Origin of the sequence: Shewanella psychrophila (assembly GCF_002005305.1) — a bacterium.
In the GTDB taxonomy this organism is placed as follows: Bacteria; Pseudomonadota; Gammaproteobacteria; order Enterobacterales; family Shewanellaceae; genus Shewanella; species Shewanella psychrophila.
On record NZ_CP014782.1, the window covers coordinates 6,070,373 to 6,087,954 of the forward strand.

The window sequence follows — 17,582 nt, forward strand, 5'->3', positions numbered from 1 at the left end:
GCTTTTATAAACCAATCTCTAAACCATATTTATAAAGTGCATTCTTCTTAAGCCCGTAGATCTGCCCAGCAATTGCCGCCGCCTTTTTCAATGGAAGCTCTTCGACAAGCAACTTAAGGGTATTAACCACTTCAGTTGGAATCCCCGCCTCATCATTCGCGCTGCGATGACCATGGCACATCAGCACGATTTCACCACGCTGCTGGTTAGGATCACTCTTAACCACCTCAAGCACTTCAGCCACAGTTCCCGAAAGAAAGGTTTCGAAAGTCTTAGTAATTTCACGACCCATTACTATCTGTCGGTCTCCACCCAAAGCCGCTAAAAATGACTCGAGGCTCTGAACAATGCGATGAGGTGACTCATAGAAGATCAAGGTTCTTGGATCTTCTTTTAGAGCCGTCAATTTATCCAATCGGCCTTTCTCTTTTGATGGCAAGAAGCCTTCGAAAGAGAAGCGATCCGATGGCAAACCCGAAGCGCTCAGTGCTGTAATAGCGGCACATGGGCCAGGCAAAGGAGTGACTTCGTATCCCGCCGCTCTCACGGCAGATACTAGATGATAACCGGGATCAGAGATGAGTGGAGTTCCGGCGTCTGAAATCAGCGCGACAGGCTCACCATTACTCAGTTTTTGAATGATCCAATCGGCTCTGTCTCGCTCATTATGATCATGAAGCGCTGTTTTTCTGGTCTCGATGCCGAAGTGACTCAAAAGTTTACCGCTGTGTCGAGTGTCCTCACAGGCGATTAATTTCACATTATTAAGTACGTCTATGGCGCGAGAACTGATATCGGCAAGGTTGCCGATTGGGGTTGGAACTATGTAAAGAGCGACCGCCAGATCCATATCTACCTCAATTTGACTATTACAAGACTTTCGTCAGGCGTAAGAGAAGGTTAAACTATTGGCTGCATCTTACCAGAGTGAAGACCTGTGTTGAAAAGACTGAATACAACTAAATTTATTTCTATTGCGGTTTTAGCCACTATTTTACTTGGTTGTGGGTCAACGACAACCCAAATAAAACCAAAAGACACACAGGTTTCTTTGGTGAGCGCTCCGCTGCAGCCAGCGGATTATCTGGAAAAAGCCTCAAACGCCGGCAACACTGAAATACAAAATCGATACGCACTCCTTGCCGCCCACGCCTTTATCAATCAGGGTAATGGTAATGCCGCAAATAAGACATTAGCCTCGATTAAACCTAATCTTGTGCAAAAAACTGAGCTAATTGCCGAACATAAATACTTAACCGCAAGAGCACTCGAGCTAACTTCGACCTATGATGATGCCCTAAGTGAACTTAATTACCCGGCTAATTGGCAACTCGCCGATTGGCAAATGGTAGCCTACTACCAGTTTAAAGCCCGTTTATACCAACTGACTAAACAGCCCATAGAACAAGCCAGACAGCTGAGCCTCTTGAGCACCCTCTTACCAACGGCTCAAGCCAGTGAAGTCAATGATCATATCTGGCGTATCTTACAGCCCTTGCATGAACAAACTTTACTAAGCTTTAGCAAAGACACTGCAGATCCAGTATTTTCAGGTTGGTTACAGCTGGCATATATAGCGAAGCACTACGCTATTAATCCCAACGAATTGGTACAACACTTAGGTAATTGGCAACACACGAACCCAACACATCCAGCCTCGATCAAATTGCCAACGGATCTTGAGAAAGCCTTAACCACTAAACCTTATAAGCCACATAATATCGCCGTATTGCTGCCACTAACAGGACCTAGAGCCCGAGTGGCTAGCACGGTCAAACACGGCATAATGTCACGCTATCTGGCCAACCCCGATGATAAGGTCTCGATTAATTTTTACGATACAGCCAAGGGCACTCAACTCGCTTATCAACAAGCCATGGCAGCAGGTGCTGAATTTGTCATTGGCCCTCTGCTACAGTCTGAGGTCGAAGAGTTACAACAGCCTATACCTACAGCAGCAGGTATATCGACCAGCGATAACCCACAGGCAGCCAAATTAAGTACACCTGCACCAGTGTTTTTAGAACGGGTACCACAGCTATTTTTAAACCATGTAGATGACTTTACTCCTGACGATGACCAATTCTATTTTGCCTTATCCCCAGCCCATGAAGCTAGTGATGCAGCCGAGAAGCTATTTTCCGATGGAATCACCAGACCTCTGGTTTTAGCCAGTAACAATTCGGTTGGTCATAGGATGGCCGACAGCTTCAGTAAAGCCTGGGCAAAATTAACCCAAGAACCTGCCGAGATCCACTATTATGATCCTGGCGACAAGATGAAAGTCACGGTACAAAAATCCTTGGGTGTTATCGATAGCAAGGAACGTATCGCTCGGATCAAGGCATTATTGGGTAACAAGATCCAAGCCGATTTTCGTTCACGTCGTGATATTGATGCCATCTACATGATCTCTGGTAATAAAGACCTACCTTTGTTAAAGCCTTTTATCGACGTTAACTTCAGTGTGTTCGCCGAACCGGTCCCTCTTTACACCACCAGCCGCAGCCGGGTAGAAGATAATTCAAGAGAAGTATCACAAGAACTTAACAACCTGATCCTCAGTGATATTCCTTGGTTGATTAACAGTAATAACGAGACTCAATTAGTGGAACAGCTATGGCCCACCTGGAGCTATGGACAAAAACGACTCTATATTATGGGTTATGATGCGTTAGAATTAGTCGGAAAACTTGCCCAAATGCGCGCGCTACCCGGTTACCAGTTCTCGGGAAGAAGCGGCATGTTATCTGTTTCTCCCGATGGTACTGTGAATAGGAAATTGAGCTGGGGCCGTTACCAGAGAGGCAACCTGCGCCCACAATAAGGGCTATTGAATAATGGACGATAAGCATCATATTCCACGTGAACATGGCCAGCTTGGTGAAAACCAAGCCAGAAAATATTTAGAGCAACAAGGGCTAATCTTTGTCGAGCAGAATATTAGGTATCCTTTTGGTGAGATAGATCTCATCATGCGCCAAGGCAAGGAACTTATCTTTGTCGAAGTAAAGTATCGCTCAACAAGCCATTTTGGTGGTGCAGTCAATGCCTTGAGCAAGAAACAAATTCAGAGGCTCAGGCGCTCTGCCGAGCATTATATGCAAATAAAAAAAATTGATGTGATCTGTCGTTTTGATCTTATCGCCATAGATGCAGGGCAGTTAGACTGGTTAAAGAACGCATTTTAAAACAAATTTAATGTTTCATGCCGTGAGTAAAAGACAACTTATGGCATGATAGCAGATCTTAAGGTTAAGGATTTACACATGTTAGAACGTATTAAAGATAGCTTTACTCATTCGATTCAAACCAAAATTGATGCCTCAGAGGCTCTGCCTGAATCAATCGAGAAAGCGGCACAGATGATGGTTCAATGCCTATTGGCCGGCAACAAGATCTTGGCCTGTGGTAATGGCGGTAGCGCTGGAGATGCACAACACTTCTCAGCCGAGCTTTTAAACCGCTTCGAAGTTGAGCGCCCACCTTTACCAGCGATTGCACTGACAACCGATACGTCAACTATTACAGCCATTGCCAACGACTACAGCTATGACGAAATCTTCTCCAAACAGATCTTAGCTTTGGGACAATCAGGCGATATTTTGCTGGCTATCTCCACCAGTGGTCACTCAGGAAATGTGATTAAAGCGATAGAAGCAGCGTTAAGCCGAGACATGACTATCGTAGCTCTGACGGGTAAAGATGGTGGCCCTATGGCGGGTCTACTCAGTATCAACGATGTGGAAATTCGCGTGCCTTCAAACAGCACGGCTCGTATCCAAGAAGTTCACCTGCTTGCCATTCACTGCCTGTGTGACAATATCGATCGCACTCTCTTTCCACAGGATGAGCAGTAATGCAAAAACCGCCAATTCAAAGGTTTATAGCATGAAACGATTACTTCCTCTAATGGCTGTAGTCCTCATGCTACAAGGCTGTGCCGGTGCCGTGATGCTCGGTGCGGTCGGCGGTGCCATGATGGTCAACGATGAGCGGAGCTTTCAGACCCAACTCGGCGATACTAATGCCGACTTTCAGATATCCAGCGAATTGGCCAAGCTTGAAGATGTAAAAAACCAGGCCAACATTACCGGTGTGGTAATGAACGGTAACACCCTGATGATTGGCCAATCCCCCAACTCCATGTTGAGGGACAAGGCAATCCGTGCCGTACAGGAGCTGCAACTCGGCGGTAAGATCCACAATCAAATCCGCATAGGCAACCCTACTTCCTTCACCACCAGAAGTAATGACACCTGGATCACCACCAAAGTAAAAAGTCGGATGTTAAATACCGACAATTTGGATGTGACACGCATCAAGGTGATTACGGAAAACGGCGAGGTCTTCCTGCTCGGTGTCGTAGCCAGAGATCAAGCTGAGCTAGCAGTTGATGTGGCCAGAAATACCGCCGGTGTCCGTAAAGTCGTCAAGGTATTTGAATCTCCTGATCCCTAGCTCCCTTAACTGTTACCTTTCAAGCCTCACTATCTTGGTCATTCTATGACTAAGATAGAATGACCACCAATGGAGTTGAATCTCCAGATCCCTTTACCCTTCTTAATTACTACCTTTCAAGCCTCACTCTCTTGATCATTCTATGACTCGGATAAAACTGGCCTATACGAGCCGTCACTTGACGCTTGCTGACCCCTGAAAATAACCAAGGCAATAAGAGAGATGGTAGAACTATGAATCCAGCTCCCAGCCAGCTCAGCCCATCTAGCCACTCAGCAAACCACAGCCAACCAAAGAAGACACAAAAAACTAAACCTGTGTATTCGGCAATAGCCACTTCACTCGCCTTAGCCCGTCGATAGGCTAAAACACTCAACCATTGGTACAGGAGCAAGAAAAAATTACTAACAACAGCAATACTCACAAGAGTCCAACTGAGGCCCGATATTCCTTGATAGGACACGAGTATTAACACCAAGGGGACACTGAGTAGGTTATACAATATGAGCGTCACCACAGGCGATTCACTTCCCGATAGCTTCTTCAGCAATAGCTGATTTATTGCAAATGTCAGCGCAGCAGCCAGAACCAAGATGCCGAATAAGTTCATCTCACTCGGTCTTAGTATGATGAGTATGCCGAGAAACCCCAATACACTAGAGATGCTAGATATCAGCCCTATTCTCTCCTTTAAAAATAAGGCGCCCATCAAAACTATCATCAGCGGCGCCGTATAAAATAGTGAGCTTACCGTGGCGAGTGGCAGTGACATAAGACCCATAATCAGCAACAATGCCCCAACAGCACCAATATTTGCCCTAACCAAATGTAACTTTACATGGCAGGATTTAGGCTTACCCAGAACAAACCATAAAGGTAATAGCATCATGATTGATGTCACCTGTCTGACTAAAAGGAAAGTCGCGGCACTTGCCTCATCGGGAAGCCATTTTATGGACACATCATAGAGCGCGCTAAACACATTGCCCCCAATGAGCAAGCCTAGTGCCAGCATGACAGTTGATTTCATATTAATTCTCAAGTTAAATATCTATAATGGAGCATATTAACGAGACAGAAACTTAACCTGAAATGATGCTTTCTCATCTTATATGAATTAGATTCATGTATAAGATCATTTTCCCGGACTCACATATGCGTAAAACTCCGCCTTTACGTGCGCTTCAGGTGTTCGAGGCTGCCGCCAGGCAGGAGCACTTTTCCCGCGCCGCCGATGAGTTGTGTATAACTCAGAGCGCCGTATCACACCAGGTACGCGTCCTTGAAGAGCATTTTTCTGAGCAACTGTTTAACCGCGAAGGAAGGCAGTTGAAGCTTACATTGAAAGGAAAAGTACTTTATCAGGAGCTGAGTCATATTTTTGATAGTTTAAGTAGATTAAACCAAAAGATATCCGGTGGTTATAGCCAAGATCTCAGGCTCGCAGTCTATAGCTCGTTTGCCGTTAAGTGGTTAATTCCACGCCTCAGCGACTTTAGGCGGCAATACCCAGAGATAAAAATACGCCTCAACATGATCACAGATGATCCTGAACTGTCCGATAGTGTTGCCGATATGTTTATCAGTGGCCAGAGTGGTTACCCTGGTTTCTGGCATCTCCTCCTCCATCAGGAGCGGCTAATTCCAGTATGCAGTCCTGAGCTTTTCGAAAGAAGTGAATCAGCTGAAGTCACATCCTTATTCAAATATCCACTACTTACCGTAGATGAGGGACCGCTTGGACTCGACTGGCAACGTTGGGGATTAGAAAATAAAGTGTCATTTCCTGACTCGCAGCAAGAGCATATCTTCAGCCATGTTCTACTTGCTATAGAAGCTGCGATTGCCGGACAGGGGGTTGCGCTAGCCTCAGATTTTATGGTGATGAAAGATATTGCCGATGGCCGACTTATTAGCCCGAAACTACCGGATATCTATACAGGATTTGAGTTTAACTTTAGCTGCAAAAAAAACAGGATAAAGGAGCCTGCCATTGCTGCTTTCATTAACTGGCTAAGTCAACAAAGTCATAGTTAAATGAAGCTCACTTTGACAAGGGGGATCTCTACACTAAAATTATAATGGAACACCATACATTCGCGCGATATTGGCATAGCTAACACAATGAATACTCAATCCATTAAGCTTTTCCTTCAGACTACGATCACAACAGCAGTGCTGAGTATCGCGATAGTTTTTCTTGTTTTAAAATTCAGTACCAGCGCATCAGCCAATGGTATAAATGAAGGCCCATTACTTATTGCGACCCAGGAGTGGCCTCCTTACCAAATGCTAACAGATGAAGGGGAAAAGGGTCATGCTATTGATGCGCTAAAATGTGTATTGGATAAATTAAATAAAGAGTATAGGTTGATTTTTCTTCCTTGGGGCCGAGCACAGAAAGGCGTTGAAACAGGAAAGTACCACGCATTTTTTTCTGCGGCAAAAAATACTACAAGAGACGGATATGCCACCTTCTCTACCCCCTTTATACAACAAGATTGGGACTTCTATCAGCTAGCATCATCCCCTCGATTACGCACTGAAAAACATCAATTTAGTGATGCTACATTTGGTAGTCGACCATACTCAAACACGACTCACTGGCTGTTAGAAAATCACTACAAGGTGATACATCAAAGTGCCAAAATTGAAGAGTTGATATCCCTGCTTCAACAAGGAAAAATCGAGGCTATGATGGATAATAGACTGCTCTTCAAACAAGCCCTAGACAAGTTAGGTATCCCCCCTGAACAGTTTAGTCTTATTCCCAATAAATCACTGCCACTAGGCATCTACTTTGGCCATGAATTCGTCAAGCAGCACCCACAATTTTTACCTAAGTTCAATCAACATACCCAAGCCTGTCAATTCACTACCCAATAATATCAATCGGTAAAATAAAACAACTTCATCTGATGAAATTATACAGATTTTATCCTAACAGTATCGGCACGACTTACCCTGCAATATATGAGATGAACTTCATACTCTGCAAGTAGAAGCTAGAAAATAGGAGAGATTGAAGTGTGACAGAGACTGGATTAGCCTAACGGCAAATTATGCATAAAAAACCAGTAGTGCTAGCTACTGGTTTACTCGCTTTATAAGATTAGCATAGACAAGCTTAACGTCTCTGAAAATAGGTTTGACTAAACAATAAGACCTATTTTCTCATAGACCTTCTTCACAGTAACTTCGGCGCGAGCCTGAGCCTTCTCGGCACCTTCTTGCATCACTTGATGTAAGAAACTAGTGTCTTCTCTGAATTCACGATAACGCGCCTGAAGCGGCTCTAGCATCTCAACCACGGCTTCGCCCGTGGCAACTTTTAGATGACCGTACATCTTGCCTTCAAACTCAGCTTCGAGACCAGCGATACTCTTCCCGGTAACACCAGACATCAAGCTTAATAAATTAGATACGCCTGGTTTGTTCTCGGTATCGAAACGTACCACAGGCGGCTCATCACTGTCTGTCATCGCTTTCTTAATCTTCTTCATGATCTTCTTAGGATCTTCCAGCAGGCCAATAACGTTATTACGGTTATCGTCAGACTTAGACATCTTCTTAACCGGATCTTGCAACGACATCACCTTAGCACCAAGCTCAGGAATAAATGGCTCTGGAATGGTGAAAGTATCGCCGTAGGCATTATTGAAACGAGTCGCGATATCACGTGTCAGTTCTAAATGCTGCTTTTGATCTTGACCCACAGGGATCTCGTTGGCTTGATACAGAAGAATATCGGCAGCCATCAAGACTGGGTAGGCAAACAGACCCACATTGATATTGCTGGCATGCTTCTGCGACTTGTCTTTGAACTGAGTCATACGGTTCAGCTCACCCATCTGGGTATAGCAATTCAGCGCCCAACCTAACTGAGTGTGCTGAGGAACCTGAGACTGAATAAATACCGTACTCTTCTTAGGATCGACGCCGCAAGCAAGGTATAAAGCCAAGGTATCCAAACAGGCTTCTCTTAGCGCTTTAGGATCTTGCCTCACTGTAATGGCATGCAAGTCGACGACGCAATAGAGACAGTCATGACTATCTTGCAGAGCAACCCACTGCTTCAATGCGCCCATGTAGTTGCCTATGGTTAGCTCTCCAGACGGCTGTGCACCGCTGAGTACTATGGGTTTTGCGGGATTAGTCATACGTTTTCTTGCTCCGTTGCTTTGAGGCTACTGCTTACCAGCGCCATGATTTCACTAAATTGCTCACAGACCGCATCAGGGTCACTTAGCCCGATATCTTCACCGTAGTTGTACCCATAGGTCAAGCCTATCGAGGTAATACCAGCGGCTTTTGCGGCTAAAATGTCATTTTTCGAATCCCCAACCATCAAGAGTTCATCGGGCATTAGTTGCCAATGAGATAATAGGTGAGTTAATGGCATGGGATCCGGTTTCATTCTTGCTAGAGAGTCACCGCCTAGAATATGGGAGAAGTGGTGACTGATACCAAATGCTTCCAGCAAGGGTATGGTAAACCTATAGGGCTTGTTGGTAACGATAGCCAGAGGAAAACCAAGAGATGTCAATTGCGCTAAAATGTCTTTCACACATGGATAGAGCTGACTATGTTGCTGCAGGTTATCTTGGTAGTGATGCATAAACTTGGGCATGGCATTATCTAACTCATCCTGCAAGACTTCTCGAGCCAGAGCATGAGTTAGTGCTCGGCTCATTAACACCTGAGCGCCATTCCCAACCCAGCTGCGCACTTGTTCTTCAGTGCAACCTGGTAAGTCGAGATCTGACAAAGTCGCCCGAGTGGCTGCTGCGAGATCCGGGACACTATCGATAAGTGTGCCATCTAGATCGAATGCAATCGCTTTGATATTTTTCCAGCAAGTCATAATTTAAGACTCAAGTTTAGCGAGTTCGCTGCGCATATCATCGATAACTTCTTTGTAATCAGGCTTATTAAAAATAGCAGAGCCAGCGACGAACATATCGGCACCCGCTGCGGCAATTTCTGCAATATTATCAACTTTTACGCCACCATCGACTTGGAGCCTTATGTCATAGCCACTAGCTTCGATAAGCTTCTTAACCTGTCTCAACTTATCCAGTGTAGAAGGAATAAAAGATTGTCCTCCGAAACCAGGGTTAACTGACATCAACAAGATAACATCGAGTTTGTCCATCACATGATCCAGACAATGTAATGGCGTCCCGGGATTAAACACCAGACCGGCCTTACAGCCTGACTCTTTGATCAATTGAAGACTTCTATCTAAATGCTCAGTCGCTTCCGGATGGAATGTGATGATCGAAGCCCCTGCTTTAGCAAAATCGACAATCATACGATCCACAGGTTTAACCATCAGATGCACGTCAATCTCGGCGGTTACACCATAATCTCGCAATGCCTTACATACCATAGGACCTATTGTCAGGTTCGGTACATAATGATTATCCATAACATCAAAATGAACAACATCGGCACCGGCATTGAGAACAGCATCGACATCTTCGCCTAAACGGGCAAAATCGGCAGATAAAATAGAGGGAGCAATAAGAAAAGGGCGCATAGCAAACTCATACAGTGTCTAAGAAGTACGCTATTCTACCTTCTACAGACATAAGCCTCTAGAGCCGATGTGCAATTAAACAAGATCATTCCCAAAAAGTCATACCTTTATATGATATTATCAAACGACTTCGAAATATGTTCAAAATACAATCTACTTTGCTATAATAATACGACCTGCGAGGGCTGTTTAATAAAGGGAAATAAGATGGAAAAGGGAAAAAAAGTCACAGCGAGTCTCAAATCCGCTAGTGTCTTGGCCATTACCGCATGTGTGATTGCTTTTACTGCTATGAGTGTTCAGAGTCTTTCGGCTTCCGAATCAGCCTCGGCTTGTGTTTGCAGTAGCTCAACTTCTAACTATAACTCCTCTTTACCAGCCAGCCATCCTAATAACCGCTGCGCACGTCAGACAGAAGATCTGAGCTGGGGCACTTGGTTTACAGGCAAGAGTCGCTCTAACCAATTACATTTTGTCGATCTGTTGGAGTTGCTCTACGGACATAGTGATAGTCCACTCGATGATGTCACCCCGGCAAACAGCAAACAACATAGCTTCTAGCATCCTCGGCTGTGTTGACTAATCTCTTTCGACTTTTTATGAGTACCTTAGCGGCTTTCTTGGGTGTTCAGAGCGAGGAAAATCGACAGAGAGACTTCCAAAGTAACTCACCTCTACCTTTCATTATTATGGGAATTATCTTAGCAATTACGCTGGTACTTTCACTGATCTTCATCGTTAAGCAAGTACTGAGTTAGATTTCGAATTTTACTCTCAACCCAGCTGTTCTTGCCTAACTAGACAGGATCAAAACTAGTCATTCTCACTGTGATAGCGATCATCGTACAAGGCCATCAATTCATCAACCTTCTTTCTGGCACTGCCTTTCTGGCTTATGTTTCTCTGCACCTTAATCGTATCCAAATTCGCTCCGTGATATAACTCTCTGGTGAGAGGAGTATCATGATTGCTAATCAATACAGGAATGCCTCGTTCGATAGCCGTATGCCTCGACTTTCTAGCTAACAAGGCCTGATCATCAAGGGAGAATCCAGCGCCTACATAGGTAGTAAAGCTCGCCGTAGACGACAATGGGGCATATGGAGGATCGCAGTACACTACATCACCTTGAGTCGTGAGTTCGAATGCTTCCTCATAACCTATGCACTTAAACTCTGCACCTTGTGCTTTCTCTGAAAAAGCTCGCAGCTCTTTCTCGGGAAAGTATGGTTTCTTATAGGAACCGAAAGGTACATTGAACCCCCCCTTTCGATTATAACGACACAAGCCATTGAAACCGTGACGGTTCATATAGAGGAAGTAAACTGAGCGAATGAAAGGATCTTTGGTGAGGTTAAACTCCGTCCTCACCTTATAATAAGCTTCTTTGTCATTCATTTCAGGAACAAACATGGCCTTCGCTGCGGCTATATATTTATCAGGTTCGGTCTGAACTATCTTATAAAGGTTAATAAGATCTTGATTAATATCGCATAGTAGATAACTAGCATAATCAGTATTAAGAAAAACTGATCCTGCACCTACGAAAGGCTCTACCAGACGATCTCCCTCAGGAAGATGCTTCGAGAGTGCCTCAATCAGTTTAAATTTTCCACCAGCCCATTTGAGAAAGGCTCTCTGTTTTTTGCTCATCTAAATTGATTGATTGCTATGAAAAAAGAAGGTGACGATTGTACTCTGTTTAGTGGGGAATATCATTAGCATCAAGCCCTTCTTCTAACTCATATTCGACTAAATCTTTCCATGCTCGGATCCAGGGGGAGCTCAATCGATACTTTTGCATTAACCCAGTGGATTTTTTATTGGCAGCAGCAGGGGTTTTAAAGTGCCCAAGCAGAATTATCCAACGATCTTTATGACGAGCAAGCTGAATATCCTGCTCGCCTTCTAACTCCTCTAAGATATTATTGAGAGATTTAAGCTTTCTAACGCTTGCGAGTTGAAGTGTATATCCAGTTAGAGTGGACTTTTCGTTCACTCCCTCAATGGGCAAATTATCTTCCGCCTCCCCAAGTTCACTAACCTCAATCTCTGTTGCCTCAAATTCCTCTAACCCTTGAAAGGTTTCCACCGAGGATTCCTCGACCTCACTGCTCCCTTCGATATCGACTTTGCTTATAGCAAAGCCTTGCGATTGTTCTTCTGAGCTTTTAATTTGAACCTCAGAGCCATCCCCCTCCAGTGATTCAGTAATAAGCCCAGTTAGATCGTCAGACTCAGGAGTCAGGGGGTCTCCAGCCTCTGCCAGCCTATGATGCAAAACAAAATAACCGGCTAAAACTCGCTCACCGTACAGAGTCAAAGGCAAAGGCTTACTATTATTATGCTCAATGACAGTTCGATCGGCGCTGGATGTACCACTCATTTCTGAAGGAGAAAACAGAAAATAACTGGCCAGTAGCAAGGTTAATAATATTACCCCCCCTGATATCACAGGCTTGTACCATTTAATTGCAACCGCATTTTCAGTAAGTCCATTGAGAGATAGTTCTAATAAATTCACTACCTCTTGGGGCATTCCCGCCTGCTTCTCTAGCTGAGTTCTAACTATTTCTCGCGGAGTAAAGGGATCTTGATCGCTACGACTCAACAAGGTGTAATACAGAGCTTCACGCTCCTGTATCAAGAGTGGATCGATATTGATCGATAGTAGTGATTCTTTCTGGGCTTCAGGTAGTTGATTTTCGAGCTCATCGAAAAAACGCTGATCACAGGTCAAGGTCAAGGAGATTGTTTTTCCGGTTAACCTTAGTTGGCTCAGTACTATGCACTCAGCAAGGAGTTCCATAGGAAGATAATGAGCATCGTCCAGCACAATAAAAGACGCTTGTGGCATAGATGAAGCGAGTCTGAGGATAGTTTCAGGTAGAGGGATTTCATCATCAAAGACTGGCTCTGAAAATAACTGAATTAACATTTTTCGACGAATTTCACTACTATCACAATGCTTGGGGCAAGTGATTAGTGCGGAGCTAAACTCTTCCAGTTCATTAACCAGTGAAGTTATTAGTCTTGTTTTTCCTGAGCCACGCCCTCCGGTAACAACAATCATCTGTTGACCATAGAGGCTAACATGTTGCAACCTCTGTACTAAGGTCTCTTGGCTAGGAAGTAAAATCGAGTCGTTAACAGTCACTCACACACCACATAAAATCTAAGGGCAGCTAAGAACCTGTTCCAGTATCTCATCGGTCACGTTACTGTATACTCCTGACTTACCTATTGCTTCAGGAAGAATAAGTCTAACTTGACCTTTAAGTACCTTCTTATCACGCCGCATATGCTTGATGAATTGTCCAAAATCCATCGACTCTGGAGGGGTAACAGGCAAATCAAATGCCTGGAATAATTTAATTATTCGACAAACAATTGACTCATCGATCAATCCCATCCGACTTGCAGTATTAGCAGCAAGTACTGTGCCAGCAGAGACCGCCTCACCATGTAACCAAACACCGTAACCCATCTCAGCTTCTATGGCATGACCAAAGGTATGACCCAAATTAAGCAGTGCACGCACTCCTCTCTCCGTTTCATCCTGGGCAACTACATCTGCCTTTATGTCACAACATCGAGCTATGGCATACTCTAGTGACTCTTTATCCAATGACTTTAACTGAGAAACGTTATTCTCTAGCCATTGAAAAAACTCAGCATCCCAGATAATTCCATACTTGATGACTTCAGCCATACCAGCAGCAAATTCTCGAGAGGGAAGTGTGTCTAAGCAGTTGGTATCTATCAACACCAGTTTAGGTTGATGGAAAGCACCTATCATATTCTTACCTAAGATATGATTAACCGCTGTTTTACCGCCAACAGATGAATCAACCTGAGCAAGAAGTGTAGTGGGTACTTGAATAAAATCGACACCTCTTTGATAACTCGCAGCAGCAAAGCCAGTCATATCGCCAATCACACCTCCACCTAAGGCAACGAGAACAGTGTCTCTGCTTAAGTTTTGCTGTAATAAAGAGGTAAAAATATCATCCATCTGAATTAATGTCTTGTATTGCTCACCGTCGGGTAATATGACAGGTTCAACACAGTCAAAATCAGATAAAAGAGACTGTAGCGACTCTAAATAGAGAGGTGCTACAGTGTCATTCGTAACAATTAGAATTTTTTTACCTAGGAGGAAGCGAGCAAAATGCTCGCTACAAGTCAACAAATCCTGGCCAATAACAATGGGGTAACTTCTTACACCTAGCTCAACCTGAATCTGCTTCATTTTTCCGCCTAGAAACCTAACTGTTCGATGATTTGATTTGCCACAACCTTCGCACTCTGTTCATCGGTCTTAACGATGACATCTGCAATCTCTTCATACAAAGGATTACGAGTAGCAGCCAGGCTTTCAAGGACTTCTCTTGGGTCGTCAACCTGTAACAGCGGACGACGCTTATCTCGCTGTGTGCGAGCGACTTGCTTATCAATTGTGGTCTCTAGATAGACAACGATTCCACGAGCAGAGAGGTTATTACGTATCTCTTTACTCTGAATAGAACCACCGCCAGTCGCTAAAACAATACCTTGTTTTTCAGTTAAGTCAGCGACGACCTGTGTTTCACGAACGCGAAAACCTTCTTCACCTTCGACATCAAAAACCCACGCGATATCAGCACCAGTGCGCTTCTCAATTTCGTGATCTGAATCGTGGAACTCTAAGTGCAGCATCTGTGCTAGATGACGGCCTATTGTGCTTTTACCAGCCCCCATAGGGCCTACTAGAAAAATATTACGTTTCTCAGCCATTGCTATTACGTCTGAATCTTATATGAAGTTTGCCGACGTCGATTCGAAAAATAAAATCGACCTAAAATGTTACCTTGCTCTAATGAGACTTGACCGCGGATTATCTCAGCTAAACCCCACATAAGGCAAGCCATGAACGCACATATTATAAAATTAGTCTTTTCACCAATAAAATAGCCAGCACTCAAGTGCTGGCTATCCAATTGTTTATATGTGTAATTATAGATCTTCAGAGATTATTTTTGGCGTGACAAAAATTAAAAGCTCTTGCCTCTCATTAGAGTCTGAAGTACTTCTGAACAGGAAGCCTACAAAAGGAATATCACCAAGTACTGGCACCTTACTCACGCGACTGATCAAATTCTGTTGATATATACCACCTAAGACAATTGTCTCACCATGGTCCACCAGCACCTGGGTTCCAATGCGTTGAGTGTCAATTGAAACCGCTTCACCTAATGCTGTAGCAACAACCTCACCTTTTGAATCCTGAGTTATCTCTAAATCCAATATTACCCGATTATCCGGGGTGATTTGCGGTGTTACTCGTAAAGACAATACGGCCTTTTTAAATTGCACGGTTGAGGCACCACTCGAACTTGCTTCAACATAAGGAATTTGAACACCTTGCTCTATGTATGCCGCCTTCTGATTCGAAGTGGTGATACGCGGGCTAGCGATGATTTCCCCCTTATTCTCTTGCTCCAAGGCACTCAACTCCATATCAAGAATGGTACCATCTGCAAGCTTGGCGACATGAAATGCAATACTTGCAGCTCCGGCTGGTGCCGGTAAGGCGACGTTCAGTCTGTCAGCAAGAGCTGGAATAATTCCATTGGCAATACTCTGCGCCCCCTCCAAACTTCCCGAAGTACCTCTGTCACCTTGCTGATCCGTTATACCCCACTGAATACCCAAATCTTCAGAGACATTATCTTTCACTGTCACCATTCGAGCTTCGATGAGTACCTGACGAATAGGAATATCCAGTACCTCAATTAGCCTGTGTACATTCTCTAAGGTCTCTTCGGTATCTTTTACTAATAAGGTATTGGTACGCTCATCAACTGATGCACTTCCCCGTAACGTCAGCAAACTCGAATCTTCACCCTTCAATAATTCAGCGATATCAGATGCTTTTGCATAATTTATCTGCAAATATTCCGTATATAGAGGTGCAAGTTCTTTCACTTCCAACTGATTTTTTAGCTGCTGGCTCTCACGAATCGCTAGTTCTTCACTTGGCGCTATCATAAGAATATTACCTTCGATGCGCTTATCCAGTCCTTTTGTTTGTAGGATAAGATCCAGAGCCTGATCCCAGGGGACATCATCCAGACGCAGGGTAATATCACCTTCGACGGTATCACTGGTGACTAAGTTAAAATCGTTATAATCTGCGATGATCTGTAATACAGTTCTCACCGAGATACTTTGGAAGTTTAAAGAGAGTGAACGTCCATCATACTTTTTCTCTTCTTTTATTACCGCTAGCTTCTCAGCCTTCTTAACGCTGAGGCGAAACACACTGCCTTCCTGTTTATAGTTATATTCATATTGGCCTGAGACATCGATAAGTATTCGCGTAGTTAGTTCTTCTTTGAAGGTTTCGAAGCTACGCACCGGAGTTGCAAAGTCTTGAACATCCATCACATACAAGAGATCTGAACTTATGTCGGTATTATAAAGCTGTAATTCTAGCTTAGAGCCAACCTGCTTCACGTTTGCCGCCACCGAGCTATTGTTGAGCTTAACCAATAACTCTCCACCACCTTCAGAAGTGCGTCTAAAATCAATATTTTTAATCCCGTTAATAAATGGATTTTTTGTCGTCGCATTACGATCGGCAACTTCATCATTTATCGTCAGATTATAGGTATTACCTTGGAGTTTACCCTTATAAGCTTTGACCTTATTCAGCGCAACCATCACCCTCATCTTGCCATCAACTTGGCGCACAGTGATATTCTCAATTCCAACAGTATTTATTGGCATGACCTCTTTCTCTAAGGCAGAGATACTGTCACTAAAACCTAAGATTATTTGAGCCGGTGATGCATTGAGATCGATTTCAGGCGCCATCACTTCATGTTCGAAGATTAATTGCAATTCTAATTGATGATCGACAACTGAGTGGAATTTAACATCCATCAGGCGGTTTTCGGCCGCAGCGCATGAGGAACTAACAATTAATACAAAAGCACTAAGAGCTCTAAAAAGAGAAGATTTATTAAAAACGTTTTTTATCGCGGCAGAAGATTCCATTATTCCCTCATCCTTCGCTTGTTATTCGCCAGTAAGTTCCATGTTGCTTAACCTTTCAGTCCAGCAACCAGAACCGTCTGGTATTAATTCAATTATTTCGACCATTTGCTGAGTAACTTTAGCAATACGCCCATTATAAAGTCCTAAATACTCACCAATTCCCAAGCGGTAAACGCTACCATCATTGGTCTCAACTAATGCCCAGATGATGTCTGTTTCACTCAATGTCCCACGCATCATTAAGTTGTCCAGCGGATAGGTTTCCAAACGCCCTTTACGCCTCTCAAGATCCGGTTGCAGACAATCTTTTGTCGTATCTATGATCTCTGCCGTTAGCTCCCTCGAAGGAGGCACAAATGGGCTACGTATCAAATCCGCTTGATAAACAAAATGCTCAAACTTAGGCGTCTCTTTTAATTTTGGTATATGAGCAACATGTTGTGCCTTAGTCGTCGTGACAAATAATTCAAGATCGCTTCGGTCACCAACACAACCAGTTAAAAGTAATATAAAAAGGCCCAAAGGAAGGAGTCTCATC

At 43.9% G+C, this 17,582-nt stretch carries 19 protein-coding genes; 8 read left to right on the plus strand and 11 right to left on the minus strand.

Annotation, left to right across the window (positions count from 1 at the left end; genetic code table 11):
* Positions 1-4: 4 nt before the first annotated feature.
* A complete protein-coding gene (gene rsmI, locus sps_RS26550; protein WP_077755249.1) occupies positions 5-850 on the minus strand; it encodes a 16S rRNA (cytidine(1402)-2'-O)-methyltransferase in 846 nt (281 codons plus the stop codon).
* Between the two features lie 87 nt (positions 851-937).
* Here rsmI and sps_RS26555 point away from each other — a divergent pair, with 87 nt between their 5' ends.
* The 4 genes from sps_RS26555 to sps_RS26570 all read left to right on the plus strand — a co-directional run bounded on the left by sps_RS26555 (position 938) and on the right by sps_RS26570 (position 4,461).
* Positions 938-2,827 (plus strand): penicillin-binding protein activator, encoded by a 1,890-nt coding sequence (locus sps_RS26555; RefSeq protein WP_077755250.1) that lies wholly within the window; start codon positions 938-940, stop codon positions 2,825-2,827.
* A 13-nt stretch (positions 2,828-2,840) separates the two neighbouring features.
* The gene (locus sps_RS26560) at positions 2,841-3,191 is read left to right on the plus strand and encodes a YraN family protein (RefSeq protein WP_077755251.1); all 351 of its coding nucleotides are present in this window, start codon (positions 2,841-2,843) and stop codon (positions 3,189-3,191) included.
* A gap of 78 nt (positions 3,192-3,269) precedes the next feature.
* Complete coding sequence (locus sps_RS26565; RefSeq protein ID WP_077755252.1) at positions 3,270-3,860, plus strand: phosphoheptose isomerase; 591 nt, start codon at positions 3,270-3,272, stop codon at positions 3,858-3,860.
* Between the two features lie 31 nt (positions 3,861-3,891).
* A complete protein-coding gene (locus sps_RS26570) occupies positions 3,892-4,461 on the plus strand; it encodes a BON domain-containing protein (RefSeq protein WP_077755253.1) in 570 nt (189 codons plus the stop codon).
* A 109-nt stretch (positions 4,462-4,570) separates the two neighbouring features.
* On the opposite strand, the gene sps_RS26575 is transcribed toward sps_RS26570, so the two are convergent.
* A complete protein-coding gene (locus tag sps_RS26575; protein WP_077755254.1) occupies positions 4,571-5,491 on the minus strand; it encodes a DMT family transporter in 921 nt (306 codons plus the stop codon).
* A 125-nt stretch (positions 5,492-5,616) separates the two neighbouring features.
* On the opposite strand from sps_RS26575, the gene sps_RS26580 reads away from it, so the two are divergent.
* A complete protein-coding gene (locus sps_RS26580; protein WP_077755884.1) occupies positions 5,617-6,498 on the plus strand; it encodes a LysR substrate-binding domain-containing protein in 882 nt (293 codons plus the stop codon).
* An 87-nt stretch (positions 6,499-6,585) separates the two neighbouring features.
* On the plus strand, positions 6,586-7,347 hold the full coding sequence (locus sps_RS26585) for a substrate-binding periplasmic protein (protein ID WP_077755255.1): 762 nt from the start codon (positions 6,586-6,588) through the stop codon (positions 7,345-7,347).
* Between the two features lie 266 nt (positions 7,348-7,613).
* Here sps_RS26585 and trpS read toward each other — a convergent pair whose 3' ends face one another.
* Genes trpS through rpe form a run of 3 tightly spaced genes read right to left on the minus strand, consistent with a single transcriptional unit; the run spans position 7,614 to position 10,003 of the window.
* Positions 7,614-8,621, minus strand: a complete 1,008-nt coding sequence (gene trpS / locus sps_RS26590) for a tryptophan--tRNA ligase (protein ID WP_077755256.1) — start codon at positions 8,619-8,621, stop codon at positions 7,614-7,616.
* The gene (locus sps_RS26595) at positions 8,618-9,325 is read right to left on the minus strand and encodes a phosphoglycolate phosphatase (protein WP_077755257.1); all 708 of its coding nucleotides are present in this window, start codon (positions 9,323-9,325) and stop codon (positions 8,618-8,620) included. Before sps_RS26595 ends, trpS begins: the two co-directional genes overlap by 4 nt.
* Before the next feature lie 3 nt (positions 9,326-9,328).
* Positions 9,329-10,003 (minus strand): ribulose-phosphate 3-epimerase, encoded by a 675-nt coding sequence (gene rpe, locus sps_RS26600; RefSeq protein WP_077755258.1) that lies wholly within the window; start codon positions 10,001-10,003, stop codon positions 9,329-9,331.
* Between the two features lie 207 nt (positions 10,004-10,210).
* On the opposite strand from rpe, the gene sps_RS26605 reads away from it, so the two are divergent.
* Entirely contained in the window at positions 10,211-10,564 is a 354-nt protein-coding gene (locus sps_RS26605) for a hypothetical protein (RefSeq protein ID WP_077755259.1), read from the plus strand.
* An 11-nt stretch (positions 10,565-10,575) separates the two neighbouring features.
* Entirely contained in the window at positions 10,576-10,761 is a 186-nt protein-coding gene (locus sps_RS26610; RefSeq protein ID WP_077755260.1) for a DUF2970 domain-containing protein, read from the plus strand.
* A gap of 55 nt (positions 10,762-10,816) precedes the next feature.
* On the opposite strand, the gene sps_RS26615 is transcribed toward sps_RS26610, so the two are convergent.
* The 6 genes from sps_RS26615 to sps_RS26640 form a co-directional block, all read right to left on the minus strand.
* Positions 10,817-11,656: a Dam family site-specific DNA-(adenine-N6)-methyltransferase gene (locus sps_RS26615; RefSeq protein WP_077755261.1), complete on the minus strand. Its 840-nt coding sequence runs from the start codon at positions 11,654-11,656 to the stop codon at positions 10,817-10,819.
* Between the two features lie 49 nt (positions 11,657-11,705).
* Complete coding sequence (locus tag sps_RS26620; protein ID WP_077755262.1) at positions 11,706-13,160, minus strand: ATP-binding protein; 1,455 nt, start codon at positions 13,158-13,160, stop codon at positions 11,706-11,708.
* 18 nt (positions 13,161-13,178) lie between these two features.
* A complete protein-coding gene (gene aroB, locus sps_RS26625; protein ID WP_077755263.1) occupies positions 13,179-14,255 on the minus strand; it encodes a 3-dehydroquinate synthase in 1,077 nt (358 codons plus the stop codon).
* Positions 14,256-14,263: 8 nt separating this feature from the next.
* Positions 14,264-14,779, minus strand: a complete 516-nt coding sequence (aroK, locus tag sps_RS26630) for a shikimate kinase AroK (RefSeq protein ID WP_077755264.1) — start codon at positions 14,777-14,779, stop codon at positions 14,264-14,266.
* A gap of 219 nt (positions 14,780-14,998) precedes the next feature.
* Positions 14,999-17,044, minus strand: a complete 2,046-nt coding sequence (locus sps_RS26635) for a type IV pilus secretin PilQ (RefSeq protein WP_077755265.1) — start codon at positions 17,042-17,044, stop codon at positions 14,999-15,001.
* A 21-nt stretch (positions 17,045-17,065) separates the two neighbouring features.
* A complete protein-coding gene (locus sps_RS26640) occupies positions 17,066-17,581 on the minus strand; it encodes a pilus assembly protein PilP (protein WP_179948433.1) in 516 nt (171 codons plus the stop codon).
* Between the last annotated feature and the right edge of the window lies 1 nt (position 17,582).